The organism is Caballeronia zhejiangensis (assembly GCF_022879815.1).
Classification (GTDB): Bacteria; Pseudomonadota; Gammaproteobacteria; order Burkholderiales; family Burkholderiaceae; genus Caballeronia; species Caballeronia zhejiangensis.
Window position 1 is genome coordinate 195,282 of record NZ_CP084288.1, and the last position, 16,945, is coordinate 212,226.

General features: G+C 64.4%; 11 protein-coding genes. 3 read left to right on the forward strand and 8 right to left on the reverse strand.

What is annotated here, in order from left to right; all coding sequences use genetic code 11:
* Window positions 1-10 precede the first annotated feature (10 nt).
* From LDZ23_RS33715 to LDZ23_RS33745, 7 genes are all read right to left on the reverse strand, one after another.
* Window positions 11-1,441 carry an efflux transporter outer membrane subunit gene (locus LDZ23_RS33715; RefSeq protein ID WP_008345786.1) on the reverse strand — a complete coding sequence of 477 codons (1,431 nt, stop codon included), beginning with the start codon at window positions 1,439-1,441 and terminating at the stop codon, window positions 11-13.
* Window positions 1,434-4,571, reverse strand: coding sequence for an efflux RND transporter permease subunit (locus tag LDZ23_RS33720; RefSeq protein ID WP_008345784.1), 3,138 nt, complete (start codon window positions 4,569-4,571; stop codon window positions 1,434-1,436). Before LDZ23_RS33720 ends, LDZ23_RS33715 begins: the two co-directional genes overlap by 8 nt.
* A 6-nt stretch (window positions 4,572-4,577) precedes the next feature.
* The gene (locus LDZ23_RS33725; protein ID WP_033535642.1) at window positions 4,578-5,771 is read right to left on the reverse strand and encodes an efflux RND transporter periplasmic adaptor subunit; all 1,194 of its coding nucleotides are present in this window, start codon (window positions 5,769-5,771) and stop codon (window positions 4,578-4,580) included.
* 326 nt (window positions 5,772-6,097) lie between these two features.
* Window positions 6,098-8,839 carry an EAL domain-containing protein gene (locus LDZ23_RS33730; protein ID WP_008345781.1) on the reverse strand — a complete coding sequence of 914 codons (2,742 nt, stop codon included), beginning with the start codon at window positions 8,837-8,839 and terminating at the stop codon, window positions 6,098-6,100.
* 135 nt (window positions 8,840-8,974) lie between these two features.
* Window positions 8,975-9,439, reverse strand: a complete 465-nt coding sequence (locus LDZ23_RS33735) for a hypothetical protein (protein WP_051996442.1) — start codon at window positions 9,437-9,439, stop codon at window positions 8,975-8,977.
* Complete coding sequence (locus LDZ23_RS33740) at window positions 9,440-11,404, reverse strand: RICIN domain-containing protein (protein ID WP_033535643.1); 1,965 nt, start codon at window positions 11,402-11,404, stop codon at window positions 9,440-9,442.
* Between the two features lie 25 nt (window positions 11,405-11,429).
* Window positions 11,430-12,089: an SCO family protein gene (locus LDZ23_RS33745; RefSeq protein ID WP_008345776.1), complete on the reverse strand. Its 660-nt coding sequence runs from the start codon at window positions 12,087-12,089 to the stop codon at window positions 11,430-11,432.
* A 605-nt stretch (window positions 12,090-12,694) separates the two neighbouring features.
* Between LDZ23_RS33745 and LDZ23_RS33750 the strand changes: the two genes are divergently transcribed.
* The 3 genes from LDZ23_RS33750 to LDZ23_RS33760 all read left to right on the forward strand — a co-directional run bounded on the left by LDZ23_RS33750 (window position 12,695) and on the right by LDZ23_RS33760 (window position 16,518).
* Window positions 12,695-14,359, forward strand: a complete 1,665-nt coding sequence (locus tag LDZ23_RS33750; RefSeq protein WP_008345774.1) for a BamB-related PQQ repeat family beta-propellar protein — start codon at window positions 12,695-12,697, stop codon at window positions 14,357-14,359.
* Window positions 14,360-14,371: 12 nt separating this feature from the next.
* Window positions 14,372-16,045, forward strand: coding sequence for a hypothetical protein (locus LDZ23_RS33755; RefSeq protein ID WP_008345772.1), 1,674 nt, complete (start codon window positions 14,372-14,374; stop codon window positions 16,043-16,045).
* Between the two features lie 101 nt (window positions 16,046-16,146).
* Window positions 16,147-16,518 (forward strand): RcnB family protein, encoded by a 372-nt coding sequence (locus tag LDZ23_RS33760; protein WP_008345771.1) that lies wholly within the window; start codon window positions 16,147-16,149, stop codon window positions 16,516-16,518.
* 18 nt (window positions 16,519-16,536) lie between these two features.
* Here LDZ23_RS33760 and LDZ23_RS33765 read toward each other — a convergent pair whose 3' ends face one another.
* On the reverse strand, window positions 16,537-16,944 hold the full coding sequence (locus LDZ23_RS33765; protein ID WP_008345769.1) for a PTH2-like family protein: 408 nt from the start codon (window positions 16,942-16,944) through the stop codon (window positions 16,537-16,539).
* Window position 16,945 lies beyond the last annotated feature (1 nt).

Consider the following 16,945-nt stretch of genomic DNA (forward strand, 5'->3'; position numbering starts at 1 on the left):
CGCGTTCTGACTATTTCGCCGCCGTCTCCTGCACTTGCGCATCCTTGCGCCAGCCGCCGCCCAGCGCCGTGTAGAGCGTCACCATGTTGGTCTGTTGCGCGGCGCGGTCGGTCACGAGCTGGGTCTGCGCGCTGAACAGCGTGCGCTGCGCCGTGAGCAAAGTGAGGAAGCTGTCCAGGCCGCCGCGATAGCGCGCATTGGCGATGTCGTAGTACTGCTGCGCGGCATCGACATACTGAAGGTCCGCGGCGGTCTGATCGACATACGTGGCGCGCGCCGCGAGCGCGTTCGACACCTCCTTGAAGGCGGTCTGGATCGTGCCTTCGTACGCCGCGACGTAGATGTTCTTCGAGATCGTCGCGGAGTCGAGCGAGGCGCGCAGACTGCCGAACTGGAAGATCGGCACGCTGATCGACGGCTCGAACGCCCACGCGCCCGAACCCGCCTTGAAGAGCGACGACAGCCCGTTGCTCGCGACGCCGCCCGTCGCGGTCAGCGAGACGGTCGGGAAGAACGCCGCGCGCGCCGCACCGATATACGCGTTCGCGGACTTCAGCGCATGTTCCGCCTCGATGATGTCGGGCCGCTCCGTCAAGAGCGTCGAAGGCAGGCCCTCGGGCACCGCGGCGAACAGCGGTTCGTCGGGCAAGGCGCGATCGTCGGGGAAGCCGTCGGGCAACGGGCAGCCGATCACCGCGATCAGGTTGTTGCGATCCTGCTCCACCGCGCGTCGATACGCGGCGAGATTCGCCATTGCGCTCGTCAGCGATGTGCGCGCGGACTGCACGTCTTCCATCGAGCCGCTGCCGAGATTGGCCGCGCGCAGCGTCGTCTCGTAGGTGTCGCGATACGAAGCCACCGTGCGTTCCGTCACGTCGAGCAGGGCGCGATCCGCGAGCCATGTCAGATAGTCGCCCGCCGTGGTCGAGATGAGGCTGATCTGCGTGCTGCGGCGCGCCGCGTCCGTCGACAGATACTGCTCCAGCGCCTGATCCTTCAGGCTGCGGATGCGGCCGAAGAAGTCGATTTCCCACGCGCTCGTGCCGAGTTCGAGGCTGGTGGATTTCGTCGTCACGCCCGACTGGTGCGACGCGCTATGCGTGCCCGTCGCCGTGATCGACGGCCCCAGTTCGGCGCGCACGATCCGATACTCCGCCTCGTATTGCGCGACCTTCAGCGCGGCTTGCCGCAAGTCGCGGTTGTTCGTCAGCGCAAGCTCGATCAACTGACGCAGATACGGATCCCGCACGAACGAGCGCCAGTCGGACAGCAGGTCGGCAGCCGATGCCTGTTGTTGCGCGCTCGTCGATTCGTACTGCGGATAGGACGCGGGCATCGGTGCGGCGGACCGCTCGTAGTGAGGCTCGAGCGTGCACGCGCCGAGCGCGAAAACCGTCAGCGTCGCCGCGACGATGCGGCAGACAGCGAAGCGCTTATTCATGAGCGGCTCCTTCCTTCTTCCTGTTTCCGAAGCCCCGAATCAGCACGAAAAATACTGGCACGAAGACGATGGCGAGCAGCGTCGCGGCAATCACGCCGCCAAGCACGCCGTTGCCGAGACTCTCGCGGCTCGATGCGCCCGCGCCGCTCGCGAACGCCATCGGCAGCACGCCGAAGCCGAAGGCGAGCGAGGTCATCACGATGGGCCGCAAGCGCAGATGCGCCGCTTCGATCGCCGCCTGACGCACGCTGTGACCGCGCTCGTGCAGGGACTTCGCGTACTCGACGATCAGGATCGCGTTCTTGGTCGCGAGTCCGATGGTCGTCAGCAAGCCGACCTTGAAATAGATGTCGTCGGTGAAGCCGCGCAGATGCGCCGCGACCAGTGCCCCGACGATGCCGAGCGGCACGACGAGGATCACCGAAAACGGCACGGACCAGCTTTCGTACAGACCCGCGAGACAGAGGAACACGACGATCAGCGAAAGCGCATAGAGATACGTCGCCTGCGAGCCCGCGAGCTTCTCCTGATACGACTGGCCGGTCCACTCCATCGCAATGCCTTGCGGCAACTGCGCGACGAGCGCTTCGATCGCGTTCATCGTGTCGCCGCTGCTGACGCCTTGCGGGCTTTGCGCGGTCATCTCCATCGAAAGGCTGCGGTTGTAGCGTTCGACTTGCGGAGAACCGGTCGTCCAGTGGCCCGAGGCGAACGACGAGAACGGCACCATCTTGCCGTCGTAGCTGGTCGTGCTCGTCGTCGTATTGCTCGATGTCACGAACCATTTGCCGATATCGGCGGGCATCATGCGGTATTGCGGCAGCGCCTGAACATAGACCTTCTGGATGCGCCCCGTGTCCACGTAATTGTTCACGTAGGTCGAGCCAAACGCGGTCTGCAGCGTGTCGTTGATATTGGATGCGCTGACGCCGAGCGCCGACGCCTTCAGGTAATCGATATCCACGGCGTACTGCGGCACGTCGGCCATGCCGGCGGGACGCATACCGGTGATCTTCGGATCCTTCGCGGCAAGAGCCAAGAGCTTGTTTCTCGCGGCGACAAGCTGATCGTGACCCAGACCGGCCATGTCCTTCAGTTCGAAATCGACACCGCTGTAACTGCCGAGACCTTGCACGGCGGGCGGATTCATCACGAAGACCTGTCCGGCGCGCAAGCTGCGAAAGTGCGCGTTCGCGGCGCCGACGATCTCCGCCGCGGACTGGCCTTTGCCCTTGCGATCCTTCCAGTCCTTGAGCTTGACCATGGCCATCGCCATGTTCTGTCCGCTGCCCGACACGCTGAAGCCATCGAGCATGACGACGTTCTCCACTTCGGGAAGCGCCGTGAAATACGACTCGACCTGCTTCTCCACGACGTTCGCCTGCACGCTCGAGCTGCCCGCGGGCAGATTGACGATGGTCATCAGCGTGCCCTGATCCTCATCCGGCAGGAACGACGATGGAAGCTGCCAGTACAGCAGCGCGGCCACGCCGCAGATCGCCGCATACGCGGCCATCCAGCGCAGCGGGCGCGCAACGAGGCGCGTCACTACACGCTCGTAACGGCGCGTGCCGCCTTCGAATGTGCGCTCGAACCACGCGAAGAAGCCGCGCCGCTGATGTTGCGGATCGACCGGGCGCAGCAGCGTCGCGCACAGCGCGGGCGTGAGCGTCAGCGCGAGCAGCACGGAGAGCACCATCGCCGACGTGATCGTGAGCGAGAACTGACGATAGATCTCGCCCGTCGAGCCCGACATGAACGCCATCGGAATGAACACGGCCGTCAGCACGGCGGTGACGCCGATCAATGCGCCGCCGATCTCGCCCATCGCCTTGATGGTCGCATCGAGCGGCGACAGGCCTTCGCTCAGCAACCGCTCGACGTTCTCGACCACGACGATCGCGTCATCGACCAGAAGACCGATGGCCAGCACCAGCGCGAACAGCGACAGCACGTTGATGGTGAAGCCGACCGCGGCGATCAGCGCGAACGTGCCGAGCAGCGCGACCGGCACGACGATGGTCGGAATGAGCGTCGCGCGCAGGTTGCCGAGGAACAGGTACATCACGAGGAACACGAGCACGACGGCTTCGAAGAGTGTCGTGATGACCTCGGAGATGGACGCGGATACGAAAGGCGTCGTGTCGTGCGGAACGCTCAGTTGCACGCCGCCCGGCATCTGCTTCTGCAACACCGCGAGTTGCGCGCGCACGGCCTTCGCGACCGACAGCGCGTTCGCGCCGCTTGCGAGCATGATGCCCATCGCGGCGGCGGGCTTGCCGTTCAGACGCGACGTCATGTCGTAGGAGTCGCCGCCGACTTCGACCGTGCCGACATCCTTCAGATACACGCGCGAGCCGTCCTGATTGACGCGCAGGAGAATGTTGGCGAACTCGTCCGAAGTCTTGAGAAAGCCGCGCGTCACGATGGTCGCGTTGATGGCTTGCGTCTTCGTCTGCGGTGCGCCGCCGATCTGCCCGACGGAAAGCTGCGCGTTCTGACTGTCGATGGCGGTCGTGACATCGCTCGGCATCAGGCCGACGCTGCGCAGCTTGACGGGATCGAGCCACACGCGCATCGAGTGCTGCGCGCTGAAGAGCGTCACTTGCCCGACGCCGCTGATCTGCGTGAGCGGATCCTGCACCCGCGTCGCGAGCAGATTGCCGAGATCGACGGTGTTCATGCGGCCGTCCGTGGACGTGACCGATACGACCATCAGGATGTTGCCCGCGGTCTTGCTGACCTGAATGCCCTGTTGCTGAACGGCGCTCGGCAGCGATGCGTTCGCTTCCTGCACCTTGTTCTGCACCTGCATCGCGGCGACGTCCGCGTTGGTGCCCGACTTGAACGTCAGCGTGATGGTCGCCGTGCCCGCCGAACTGCTCGTCGACGACATGTACATCAGATTGTCGATGCCCGTCATGTCCTGCTCGATCACCTGCGTGACCGTGGTGGCGAGCGTATCGGCGGATGCGCCCGGATAGGTCGCGGTGATGCGGATCGACGGCGGCGCGACGTTCGGATATTGCTCGACGGACAGCGTGCGGATCGAGAGCGCGCCGATCAGCATCACGACGATGGCGATGACCCATGCGAGCACGGGCCGGTGAATGAAGAAACGGGAGAGCATCGTGCGTCAGTCTCCCTTGGCGAGCTGCGCTTGCGCATCGCGTTCGACGGGCGAGACCTTCATGCCCGCGCTCACCACCTGCAGATTGTCGGTGGCGATGCGCTCGCCCGCGCGCAGGCCGCGCGTCACGATCCAGTCGTTGCCGTGCGCCGTATCGGCGGTGACGGTGCGGCTTTCGACGACGTTCTGCGCGTTCACGACGAGCACGGTCGAGGTGCCGCCCGCGCCGCGATTCACGAGCGTTTGCGGCACGAGAATCGCGTCCTGCTCGCCTTCGTCGAGTTGCGCCTGCACGAACATGCCCGGCAGAAGCTGATGCTCCGGGTTCGGAATCGATGCCCGCAGCGTGATCGAGCCGGTGGTCTGATCGACGGTGACATCGGAGAAGAGCAGCGTGCCGGTATGCGCGTAGGTCGCGCCGTCTTCGGTCTGCACCGTGACCTTGCTCGTGCCGGGCTTCAGCGCGCCGGACGCGATGGCCTTCGAGAGCCGCAGCGCTTCGGTGCTGGAACGCGTGACGTCGAGGTAGAGCGTGTCCATCGACTGGATGGTCGTGAGCGCCGTCGATTGTCCCGACGTGACGAGCGCGCCGACCGTCACCGCCGACTTGCCGATCTTGCCGCTGATCGGCGCGACGATGCGCGTGCGCGCCAGATTCACGCGCGCGGTTTCGAGCGAGCCGCGATCCGTGACGATATCGGCGCGTGCCTCGTCGGCGGCGGCGGCGTAGTTCTCCACGTCCTGCGCGCTCACGCTCTTGATCTTGAAGAGTTCCTGATAGCGCTTCGCCGTGACGTCGGCGGCCTTCGACGTGGCGATCGCCTTTTGCAGCGTGCCGAGCGCGGTGTCGTACGCGGCCTGGTAGCTCGCGGCATCGAGTTGATAAAGCGGCTGGCCGGCCTTGACCGTCGAGCCTTCGACGAAAAGCCGCTTGGTCACGATGCCATCGACTTGCGGGCGCACGTCGGCGACTTCGACCGACGAGAGGCGTCCGGACAGATCGTCCACGATGTCGATGCGCTGCGCCTTCAGCGTCATCACGCTGACTTCGGGCGCATTCGCCGCGGGTGGCGCGCCGGCGGCGGCGGATTTCTCGCCGCACGCGGACAGCGCGAAGGCGGCGGCCGCGACGAGCGCGAGCATTCGCGCGAGCGGGGCATGGGCAAACGGCGGGGCAAAAGCGTATTCGTTGTCTGGCATGTCGGAAGTGGAAGGGCTGGCGTCGCGCGGGAGTTCATCGCTTGATCGGGGAATGCGGTTCCCGCCGCCGTGCATCGGACGAGCCGAAGGGCGGTTCACAACGTGACGAGAGGATGTCGCGACGCGGATTGCAGGCGTCGATCAGGAGAGACAGCGCGAAGTATTGCCGAGGGCCCAACGATAATCGCAGCGCGCGCCGAAATCAACTAAGTCTTTGATTCATATCGACATTCACATAATGTGTCTGAATTGACACGATTCGGCGAAGCGCTCGCGACGGAGAATCTAGCGCATTCGCGTGGCATTGGGAATCGGCGCAAACGCCGTCAGGCGACGCTCGGCGCGAGCGCCGATTGCATCAGCGATATTTCGGCCAGTTCCGGTCGCATCGGGCATCCCAGCCAGAAGCCCTGTACTTCGTCGCAGCCGTTGTCGATCAGATAATCGAGCTGATCCGCCGTTTCCACGCCTTCCGCGACGACGCGTATGTCCAGCGCCTGGCCCATGGCGATGACCGCCTTCACGATGACTTCGTCGGCGCGCGAGCAACCGATGCCGCGCACGAACGACATATCGAGCTTGACCCGATCGACCATGAAGCTGCGCACGTAGCCCAGGCTCGAAAAGCCCGTGCCGAAATCGTCGATGGCGATCGACACGTCGAGCCTGCGCAGCGCTTGCAGCGAAGGCAGCGCGCCGGGCGCCATGAGCGTGCTTTCGGTGATCTCCAGTTCGATATTGCGCGGATCGACACGCGAGCGTTCGAGCACGCGCGCGACCATCGCCGGGACGTCGCTGCGTTCGAACTGCACGGGCGAGACATTCACCGCCACCACGACGAACGGCGACAGCCTCGCCCATTCGCCGGCCTGCCGGCACGCCTGCTCCAGCACCCATTCGCCGATCTGCACGATGAGCCCCGTGCTCTCCGCGAGCGGGATGAACTGCGCGGGATTCACGAGGCCGAACTCCTTGCTCTGCCATCGGAGCAGCGCTTCGAAGCCTTCGACCCGCCGCGTGCGCAGGCAGATCTTCGGCTGATACAGCACGAACAGTTCGTTCTTCGCGATGGCGAGTCCCAGCGCCTTGACCATGGCGCTGCGCGCCGTCTCCGCCGCCGCGATCTCCGGATCGAAAACCTGTATCGAACCGGCGTGAAGCGACTTCGAGCGATACATCGCCGCATCGGCGGCGCGCAGCAGCGTCTCGGCGTCGCTGCCGTGATCGGGAAAGAACGCGACGCCCATGCTCGCGACGGAGACGACGGTGGCATCGGCGGCTTTCATCGGCTGCGCGAGAAGCGTCGCGATCTGCCGGGCATGGGCGAGGCATTCGTCCTGGCTCCGGCCCGGCAGCAGCACGACGAACTCGTCGCCTGCGTAACGCGCGACGAAACCGGGCGGCGTGACGCTCGATTCGAGCCGTCGCGAGACTTCGCGAAGCACATCGTCGCCGGCCGCATGACCGAGGCTGTCGTTGACGTCCTTGAAGTTGTCCAGATCGAGGAAGATGAATCCGAGCCGGTCGCCGTTGCGCCGCGCGATCCGCACGGCGTGGTCGAACAGTTCGCCGAGCGCGAGCCGGTTCGGCAGACCGGTCAGCGGATCTTCGAGCGCCTGGCGCTTCAACTGCTCCTGATGGCGCACGCGCTCCGTCACGTCGCTCAACACCGTGATGCTGTGCGTGACGCGTCCGTGGTCGTCGAGAATCGGACCGACGTAGGTATCGCTCCAGAACGTCGAGCCGTTGCTGCGCGACATCTTCAGCAGTCGCGATGCTTCGACATTGCCGCGCATCGCGTGCGTCAGCGATCCGGTCTCGGGCATCGCGCGATCCCAGCCGAGCGCCGCCTGCGTTTGTGCGCCGAGCACATCCGCCACGCGGCGGCCCGTCAGGCGCTCGAACGCGGTGTTCGCATACGTGATGCGGTGCGAGCCGCAAGAGAGATGCGAAATGACGATGGCGTCGCGCGTCGCTTCGAGCGCGCGGCTGCGAAGGTGCAGTTGTTCCTTCGCGTTCTCGTGCGCGGTGACGTCGTGAGCGGTGATGAAACACGCCTCGTGACCGCCGAACGAAAGCAGATGAAACGACACGTCCACGAAGATGACATCGCCATCGAGCCTGCGATGACGTCGGATGCCGCCCGCGCCCGAACCGGCTCCCGACTGCACGTAGCCCGCGAGATCGAGCCGGAAGTTCGCGACTTCTTCGGCGGGGCGCAGATCGAAGATCGTCAGCGCGTTGAGCTGTTCCAGCGTCGCCCGGTACTGACGTTGCGCTGCCGCGTTCGCGGTGAGAATCGCGCCGTTCCCGACATCGAAGATCAGCATCGCGACCGGATGCTGGTCGAAGTACTGGCTGAAGCGTTTCTGTGCTTCATCGGCGACGATGCGCGCCGCGTTCTTCGCGAGCGCCGAGCGATGCCGGCTCGACGCCGCGAACGCGAGCAGCAGCATGCCGGCGGCGAGACCCACGATGAGCGCGATGCGCTGCTTCAGAATCTGCGATTGCGCTTTCTCCTGCATGCTGGCGATCAGCTCCCGCTCGTCGCTGCGCAGCAGGGCGAGAATGTCCATGATCGATTTCAGCGACGCGTTGGCGAGGAGCAACCGTCCGGAGTCGACTGCGGTGCCATGCGACGCAAGCGCGACGTTCGCCGCGGCATCCTGCAGCGCTTTGGGCCATTCGCCGCTCAGGCGTCTGAGTTCCGCGAGCTTTTCGGCGGCTGCGGGCGAATCGGCGAGCAGCGCATCGAGATGGTTATAGGCGCGCGCCACCATCACCGCGCGGGCGATGGGCCACGCGCGCGATTCGAACGTGGCCGAGCCGACGCCCTTGAGGAAGTCGGTGTTGGCGGCGAGATGCAGATCGACGAGCAGTTCGAGCTCCGAGCCGACGTCGAGCGCCCGGCGCAATTCCCGCTCGCCGATGTCGCGATCGACGGTGATGGAAACGGCGGCGAGTGCGGCGAGGCACAGCCCGGACGCCGACAGCGTCGCCAGAACCAGCGTGGTCGCGAAACGCCGGCGAGACCACGAGATCAAGGTTCTGAGGCGAAGGTGAAACATGATCAATCCTGTACACGGTTTGCATGTTTTACGACCTTCGTCGAAAGCTCTTTAGCGGGTTAAGCCCTTATTGGAATGATTCTTCTGACGGTTGAGGCAATAAATACCTCTCGCCGGAACGCGTAGCGCCCGCGCTCATCGATGCATGACGTATTGCCAAAGCGCCTGGCATTCGGTATCGGCGATGCGGTAGTGGGGCATCGACTTGCGCAGCAGCACGCCCGCCGGATCGATGCCGTCCTTCACGGCGCGGCAGAAGGACGTCGCGTCATAGTGACTGAGCGGCCCGCCACGGCGGCTTGCGACGCCGAGCAGGGCGTCGTGCGTCAGCGGCGGCGCGAACGCGGGTTTCGTCGATGTGCCGACGTGGCAATTGACGCATCGCGTCGCAAAGGAAGGCAACGGGCGCTCGTCGTCGCGCAGATGCGCGGTCATCGGATGTTGTCCGTTGAAGATCGCGCAGCCCATGTCGGCGGGGTCGCATGCGGTCTGCGCGCGCGCAAGCGGCGCAATTGCCACGACCGCGACGAATGCGACGACCGCGACGAATGCGACGCGCATCGCCGCGGCCCGCGCCTCGAGGAAGCGGCGTCGGGCCATTCAACGCACGCGCAGCACGCGCGAAACGCTCGGCACGCCGTTGGCGTTCAGCGCGAACAGCATGTAATAGCCGGGGACGACGACGCCCGGATCGGACGGAATGTTCAACTGGAATTCGCCCGCCGTACCGACGCTGAACGTGAGCGGCACGCGTCGTTGCTCGTTGTTCAGCGAATGCGTAACCGAAGACGAGCGCATCAGCACGAATGCGCGCGTGCTCCGGCTGGCCGTCACCACGATCGTCGTGCCGAGCTGCGCATCGCTCGGAACGGAGCTGAGAGTCGGACGCGACGCGGCGGAACCGTCCGAGTTGAGCAGGTACGGCGGCGTCAGGATCTCGATGTCGGTGTGATTGGTCGAGCATGATCCGCACAGACCCCCGCCGCCGCTCAGCACGCGTCCGTCGTTCAGCAGCAGCGCGACGCTGTGATAGGTGCGCGGCACGGCCTGCTGCGCGAGCGGGGAAAACGTGTTGGTCGCGGGGTCCCAGAGTTCCGGGGTGAGGACCGCGTTGTTGTCCGAGAAAGGCTCGGCGAAGGTCTGTCCGCCGATCACGACGACCTGTCCGTTCGGCAGCACGACGCTGTTGTTGAACGCGCGCCGGTAGCTCATCGGCGGGATGGTCCGCGTCGTCGCGTTGCCGCTGCTGATGTCGATGAGCGTCGCGTTGGCCGTGGCCGGCGACTGATCGTAGCTCGGCGCGCCACCGACCGCGAGAATCTTGCCGACGTCGTACATGACCGCGTTGCCGTTCATCGCGTCGCCGTCGCTGCCACGGTTGCCGGCCGGGCTCACGTTGCCGTTGCCCGCCGTATCGAACCAGTGCATCGCCTTGCTCGGTCCCGCATGGAACACGCGTCCGTTGCCGACCGCGAACATCCACGCGTGATTGTCGGAGCGGAACACGCCTCTCGCGTCGTTCGTGACGATGTAATCGTCGAGAATCGCGCTATTGATCCGCCAGCCCGAACCCGAGGTCCACGTTTCGCCGGACTTTCCTCCGAGCCCTCCGCTCCACGATCCGCCCATGACGAACACGTTGCCGTTGCTCAGCGTCACGCTGCCCTGATAGCCGCGCGGGATGTTCATCTGATTGCCCGCGGTCCATGTGTTGGTCGTCGGCGAATAGATGCTGGTCTGCCGCACGCTCAATCCGCCGGTCACGAAGATGCGGCCATCGGGGAGATTGGAAATGCCGGGGCAGAACATGTCGTGCGCGGTATTGGTCACGATCACTTGCGAACTCGTGCCGTTCGATGGATTGAAGATCGCCGTGTAGGTTCTCGCCGGCGGATTCGCGCTGTCGGTGAAGTCGAGCGGCGCGTCGGCCGACCAGACGAGCACGTTTCCATTGGGCAGATTGGCGGCTTGCAGCGGGACGAGCGGCAACTGATACGGCGTCGTCCACTTCGACGGCAATGCGGCTTGCTGTACCGGCAGGCCGGCCACTTGCCACGTTTGCGTCGCGCTTCCGTTGCACACTTGCTGCGATAGTTGATTGCCTTGCGACGTCGTGCTCGATGCGGTCACGCACAAGCCGCTATGTCCCGCGACGATCGCGTAGCCCGCGCCTTGCGGCGTCAACGAGAACGCCTGATTCGCGCCGCCATTGCAGGTCCACTGGATGACGGGGCCGCCCGGACTCTGGCTTTGGCCCGAGACGTCCATGCACAGGCCGCTGTTCTGATTGATGAGGTTGTAGCGCGTGCCGGTCGCTGACGGAAACCACTGCTGATTCGCGCCGCCCCAGCAGGACCACGTAATCACGGGCGCGCCCGGCGCCCTCGATTCGCCGCTCACGTCGGCGCACAGGCTGGTGCCGCTCAGCGTGATGGGCGCCGAGCTTTGCGCGCGCGCGGCGTGCGGCATGCCCGCCAATGCCAGCGGCAACGCGACGAGCAGCAAGAAGCGCATGCATCGGACGAACAGGCTTGACGCGTGGCTCGTCGAACGGATTCCAGGCATGGTTGCACCCCGTACATGAAGCGGGTTACGTACGTGCGAGCGCGCCGAGCACATCGCAGATGTCTTCGACGCGAGGAAGATCGGCGCTTCGCCAGCGCAACATCGCGTTGGCATCGAAGCAATAGACCTGGGTGGAATGGTCAGCGATGTCGCCGAGAGGCGCGTTGCTGCCCGAGAGCGCCACGCGCATCCGGTCGACATCGGCGAGTGCCGGCGTCGCTGCATTCCAGGCGGAACCCGCCTGAAAGCGCGCGAGCCACGCGCGCAATGCCGACGGCGAATCCGAAAGCGGATCGATCCCGACCGACAGCAATTGCACCGGACGACGCGCGCGGATTTGCGGTATCCGTTCCTGAACCGCGTTGAACAACGCGCCTTGCAAGGGACATATCGTGCCGCAGCCGGTATAGACGGTTTGCACTGCAGTCACGCGCTGATGCAGCAAGTCGCTGAGCAGACGCTTCTTGCCGGTCTGATCGACGAGCCATGTATCGTCGAGACGGACTGGCGGCGTGACGAGTCCGAGATCGCCATGCTGCGCGAAGGAGGGCGACGACACTGCACCCAGAGCGAGCGCGGCCATGTGGCGAAGCAGCGAGCGGCGAGCCGATGAGCGCGGGGGCGCCTGCATGCCGGATGTCATTCGGTCGGGCATCGTTTCGCGGATTTCCGAAATCGTCGTCATCGGCACGTTCCTGGTCCCGGCGAGGGCTCTCAAGGTGAGACTTGCATGTCGGACATCCGGACAGACGGCCTTGCGATTTGCATGACCATTGGCCCAAAGATTAGCAGCCCAAATCGGCAAAAAAAGTTCGAGACGCGAAATAAGTAGGTAGATATGTGCACTCCCCCACATTCGTTTTTACAGCCCCGGCAACATGTCATCAACGACGCGCACGATTTCGAAAAGTGCAATGTAAAGCCTGCGCGATTGATTCACTCCGCGATTTGCGATAGCTTTCAGTCGGTAAAGAGCCTTCCCCGTTACGCCCGAACGTTCGGTGACAAGACTGCTCTGGTTCTCCGTCACCATTCCGCGAAGGCGCGCGAGTCGCGAGCAAAGCTGACGCGCTCTTTTGTAAGCCAGGTTCGTCGCTCGCCCTCCGTTTCCCGATGTTCAATAGCGGCCGAATTGCGTCCCTCGGGGCGCTCGACGGCTTCCTCGCTTCGCTGATGCGCTGGTTTGCGGGTACACGCTGCTATGGGGCATCACGATTGCTCTGTTGCAGCACCGATGTCGCCCGACACCGCGTTGTCCGTTCCGGCCCCTTCCGGAGAAGGAGAATGCAAATGAATGCGCGTTTTTCCGCTTATGCCGCCGCACTCGGCGCCGTGCTGATCGCGGCAATCATCGCCGCGTGCAGTGGCGGCGACTCCGGCGGCGATGCGACATCGGCCGCGGCGAGCCGGGCCGCGTCGAGCGTGGCGAAGGCAACGTCGCCCAGCAACGCGATGGACGTCGTCACCTGGCACAACGACATCGCCCGCACCGGACAGCAACTCGCCGAAACGACCCTCACGCTCGCGAACGTCAACCAGAACACGTTCGGCAAGGTGGCTTTCTATTCCGTCGATGGCGCCGTCGACGCGCAGCCGCTCTTTCTCGCGAACGTTCCGATCGGGGGCGCCACGCACAACGTCGTGTACGTCGCGACCGAGAACGGAAGCGTCTACGCGTTCGATGCCGACAGCGGCGCGACGCTTTGGAGAGTCTCGACGCTCGGCAGCGGCGAGAATCCGAGCGACGATCACAAGTGCCACCAGATCACGCCGACGATCGGTGTGACGGCGACGCCCGTCATCGATCGCGGGCGCGGACCGAACGGCGCGATGTATGTCGTCGGCATGTCGAAGGACGCGTCGGGCGGCTATCACCAGCGCATCCACGCGCTCGATATCACGACGGGCGCCGAGCTCTTCAACGGTCCGACCGAAATCCGCGCGACCTATCCGGGCAACGGCGCGGGCAGCCAGAACGGCACGCTGACGTTCGATCCGGGTCAGTACGCCGAGCGCGCGGCGTTGCTGCAGTTGAACGGCGTCATCTATACCGCGTGGACATCGCATTGCGATTTCATGCCGTACACCGGCTGGGTGATCGGCTACGACGCCAACACGCTGCAGCAGGCGAGCGTGCTGAACGTCACGCCGAACGGCCAGATGGGCTCGATCTGGATGAGCGGCGCGGGCCCTGCGTCGGACGGCGAATCGATCTATTTCCTCGATGCCAACGGCACCTTCGATCCGACGCAGAACGAGCACGAGATGCCGATCAACGGCAACTTCGGCAACGGCTTCCTGCGGCTGAACCTCGGGCCGTTGAGAGTGCAGGACTACTTCCAGCCGTCGAACACGGTGCAGCAATCGAACGAGGACGAAGACCTCGGTTCCGGCGGCGCGATGGTCTTGCCCGATTTCACCGATGCGAACGGCAAGGTCTGGCGTCTCGCGGTCGGCGCGGGCAAGAACTCGACGATCTATGTCGTCAACCGCTGGTCGATGGGCAAGTTCGATTCGAACGCGGATCACATCTATCAGGAGCTCGTCGGCCAGATACGCGGACCGATGTTCGGCGCGCCCGCGTACTTCAACGGCAGGGTCTATTTCGGCTCGGTCGGCGACAACATCAAGGCGTTCACGGTAACGAACGCCGCGCTGTCGCGCACGCCGTCGAGTCAGACGCTGAACTCGTTCGGCTTCCCGGGCGCGACGCCGAGCATTTCGGCGAACGGCACGTCGAACGCGATTCTGTGGGCGGCGGAGAACGGGTCGATCGGCGTGCTGCGCGCCTACGACGCGACCAATCTCAATCATCAGCTCTACAGCAGCGTCGATGCGGGCGCGCGCGACCAGTTCGGTGCGGGCAACAAGTTCATCACGCCGATGATCGCGAACGGCAAGGTGTATGTGGGCGCGAAGAATGGCGTCGCCGTGTTCGGATTGCGGTCGCAATAGCGCTGTCTGCCTATGACCGAACACGTCACGCACAGGATCGAGGCGAAGGAGAAAGCCACCGGGTTGCTCTTCGCAGTGGCGTACGCGGTACTTTCGTTGACGGCGATCGCGCTGGCCGGCCCATACGGATGGGACGACGGCGCCATCACCGTCGCGTATGCACAGACGCTCGGGCGGCACGGATTGTTTGCGTTGACCCCGGTGTCGCCGTTGGGCGAAGGTACGTCGACGCTGCTCATGACGGCGATGCTCGCGATCGGGCATTGGCTGTTCCATCCGGGCTTTCTCGAAGCGATCAGGGCGGCGCAACTGCTTTCGTTCATCGCGCTCAGCGCTACGCTGGTGCTGATGTGGCGCGCGCTTCAACCGTCATTGCCGAGCCCGACGCATCGGCTCATCGTCGTGTCCTTGCTCGGGCTGCTTCCGATGTGTCAGGCCGAGATCGTCAACGGCATGGAGATGACGGTCTTCGCGTTGCTGCTGCTCGCGTTCGTGCTCTACTGGCGCGCGCAATCGACGCTCGCGTATGCACTCGTGCCGCTTCTGATGCTGACTCGCTTCGAAGCGGTGTTCTATCTGGGTTTCGCGCTGGGCTGGATGGTCGTGTTTTGCCCGCAGGAACGCTCGCGCGCGTTTCGAATGTGCGTGTGCCTGATGCTTTGTTTTCTGCTGATGACGCTCTGGCGATATTGGGTCTTCGGCGTATTGTTGCCGAACACCATTCTGGCCAAGCTTCACGCGCCATACAGCAAGAAGGGCTGGGACGGCTTACTGGAGAAGCTGCGCGGCCTCAAGGATTTTCTCTTCGTGAACGCCGCGCTGCTGGCTGGCATCGTCCTGAGCTGGAAGGGCGGTCAGGCGCGCCGTCTCGATCCGATGCCGCTGCTTCTGATAGCGGCCTTTGGCGTGTTCGCACTAATATCGGGAAGAAACTGGGGCTATACCGGCCGGATGTTCGTGGCGGTGCTGCCGATCCTCGTGCTATCGCTCGCGGAACGTTTCGCGAACATGCGTCGGCCGCGCGTGTTGCGCTGGCTCTTGCTGTGCCTTGCCGGGACCTTCGTGTTCAACGCCAAGGTGCTGCGCGAAAACGTCGACACGATGATCGTCGGCGCGGCGATGCGCGGCGCGCTGCCGGCTTCGATGGATGCAATGGGAAGCGCGGTTCGCAAGAGGGTGTGGAATCAATCGCCCGGCGACTGGCGAGGCGTAACGCCACAGAACTTCGCGATGACCGGCGCGTCGGTCGATCGCTTGCGCGAGCATCTCGGGCAGCCGACGCTCAAGTTCCTGACGCCGGACGTCGGCGGCACGGCATTGTGCTGCGAACGCCTGAACATCCTGGATCTGGGGCTGCTGACGAATCCATCGCTGACGCGTCAGGGGTATGCGAAGCTGGGCGACTACATAAGCACGGAACGTCCCGAAGTCATCGAAACGCATGGCGTATGGAGCGGGGACAGCGACATCTACTCGCTTGCCGCGTTCAAGGCGGATTACAGGCCCGCCATATACGACGGGTCGCTGTTCTGGCTGCGTGACGACGTTCTTCAACGTCTGATCGCGCGCGGCATGTCCGCCGATCTCGTCTCGCCTCGCGCGCTGCCGGATACGCGCTATCTGGGCGACGAGTGGGACGTTGAAAATCTGATGCGCTTTCCCGCCGTGACGGTGCTCGGTCGATGAACGATTCACACGCGCCGATGCGACCTGCGGTAAGGAAACGAAAGGCATCGCATTGAATCAATGAGCGCGCCATCGCTCTCATTGGTTTTATGGAGATGCCTATGAACAGACTTGCGATTGCTTCCCTTCTTTGTGTCATCACCTTTGGACAGACGGCCGCGTTCGCTCAACCGGCCGGACCGGATGCAGGCCCGGATCATCGACAACAGGAAGGGCCCGGCAAGCCGCGAAACGCCGGACCCGAAGCACGCGGACACGACGATGCGCGCCGTCCGGTGCCGCATCAGGACTGGCATTCGGGCGACCGTCTGCCGGATTCGTATCGTGGATCGCGTTACGTCGTGAAGGACTGGCGCGCGCATGACCTGCACGCTCCGCCCTCGGGTTATCAGTGGGTGCAGGTGAACGGCGACTTCGTGTTGGCGGCGATCGCCACGGGCGTCATTTCGAGCATCATCGTGTCGTCGCATTGACCGACAAGGCGGCTCGAATCAGCCGTGCAAGGCCAGTCCCTTTACCGCCTTGTCGACGGCCTTTTTGGCGCCGTGCAGCGCGAGGCCGACGAGATCGAGATTCGCCGCGTCCTCGGCACGAAATGCCTCGCGATTCGCGGCATCGTGCCCGGTGGAAAACATCGCGTGAACATACGGCACGATTCTGAGTTCGCGCGTGATCGCCTGTCGATGCGCGGCTTGCAGGCCGGACAGATCGGCGGCGAACACGAGCATCGGCTGGCCCAGCATGCGGCCGTAGCGATGTCCGGCGGCGTCCTCGTAAGGCTCGCCGAGCGCTTCGGGCACCGCGGCCGCGACGCCGGTCGCGAGAAAGGCGACGACATTGAGCTTTTGCCAGACGGGCAGATCATCGCGCACGATGAGCGCCACTTTGGTGTCGAACATG

Excerpts from the sequence above, each read along its gene's own strand:
- LDZ23_RS33715 (WP_008345786.1), bottom strand. The coding sequence starts at position 1,441 with ATGAATAAGCGCTTCGCTGTCTGCCGCATCGTCGCGGCGACGCTGACG.
- LDZ23_RS33720 (WP_008345784.1), bottom strand. The coding sequence starts at position 4,571 with ATGCTCTCCCGTTTCTTCATTCACCGGCCCGTGCTCGCATGGGTCATC.
- LDZ23_RS33725 (WP_033535642.1), bottom strand. The coding sequence starts at position 5,771 with ATGCCAGACAACGAATACGCTTTTGCCCCGCCGTTTGCCCATGCCCCG.
- LDZ23_RS33730 (WP_008345781.1), bottom strand. The coding sequence starts at position 8,839 with ATGTTTCACCTTCGCCTCAGAACCTTGATCTCGTGGTCTCGCCGGCGT.
- LDZ23_RS33735 (WP_051996442.1), bottom strand. The coding sequence starts at position 9,439 with ATGGCCCGACGCCGCTTCCTCGAGGCGCGGGCCGCGGCGATGCGCGTC.
- LDZ23_RS33740 (WP_033535643.1), bottom strand. The coding sequence starts at position 11,404 with ATGCCTGGAATCCGTTCGACGAGCCACGCGTCAAGCCTGTTCGTCCGA.
- LDZ23_RS33745 (WP_008345776.1), bottom strand. The coding sequence starts at position 12,089 with ATGACGACGATTTCGGAAATCCGCGAAACGATGCCCGACCGAATGACA.
- LDZ23_RS33750 (WP_008345774.1), top strand. The coding sequence starts at position 12,695 with ATGAATGCGCGTTTTTCCGCTTATGCCGCCGCACTCGGCGCCGTGCTG.
- LDZ23_RS33755 (WP_008345772.1), top strand. The coding sequence starts at position 14,372 with ATGACCGAACACGTCACGCACAGGATCGAGGCGAAGGAGAAAGCCACC.
- LDZ23_RS33760 (WP_008345771.1), top strand. The coding sequence starts at position 16,147 with ATGAACAGACTTGCGATTGCTTCCCTTCTTTGTGTCATCACCTTTGGA.
- LDZ23_RS33765 (WP_008345769.1), bottom strand. The coding sequence starts at position 16,944 with ATGTTCGACACCAAAGTGGCGCTCATCGTGCGCGATGATCTGCCCGTC.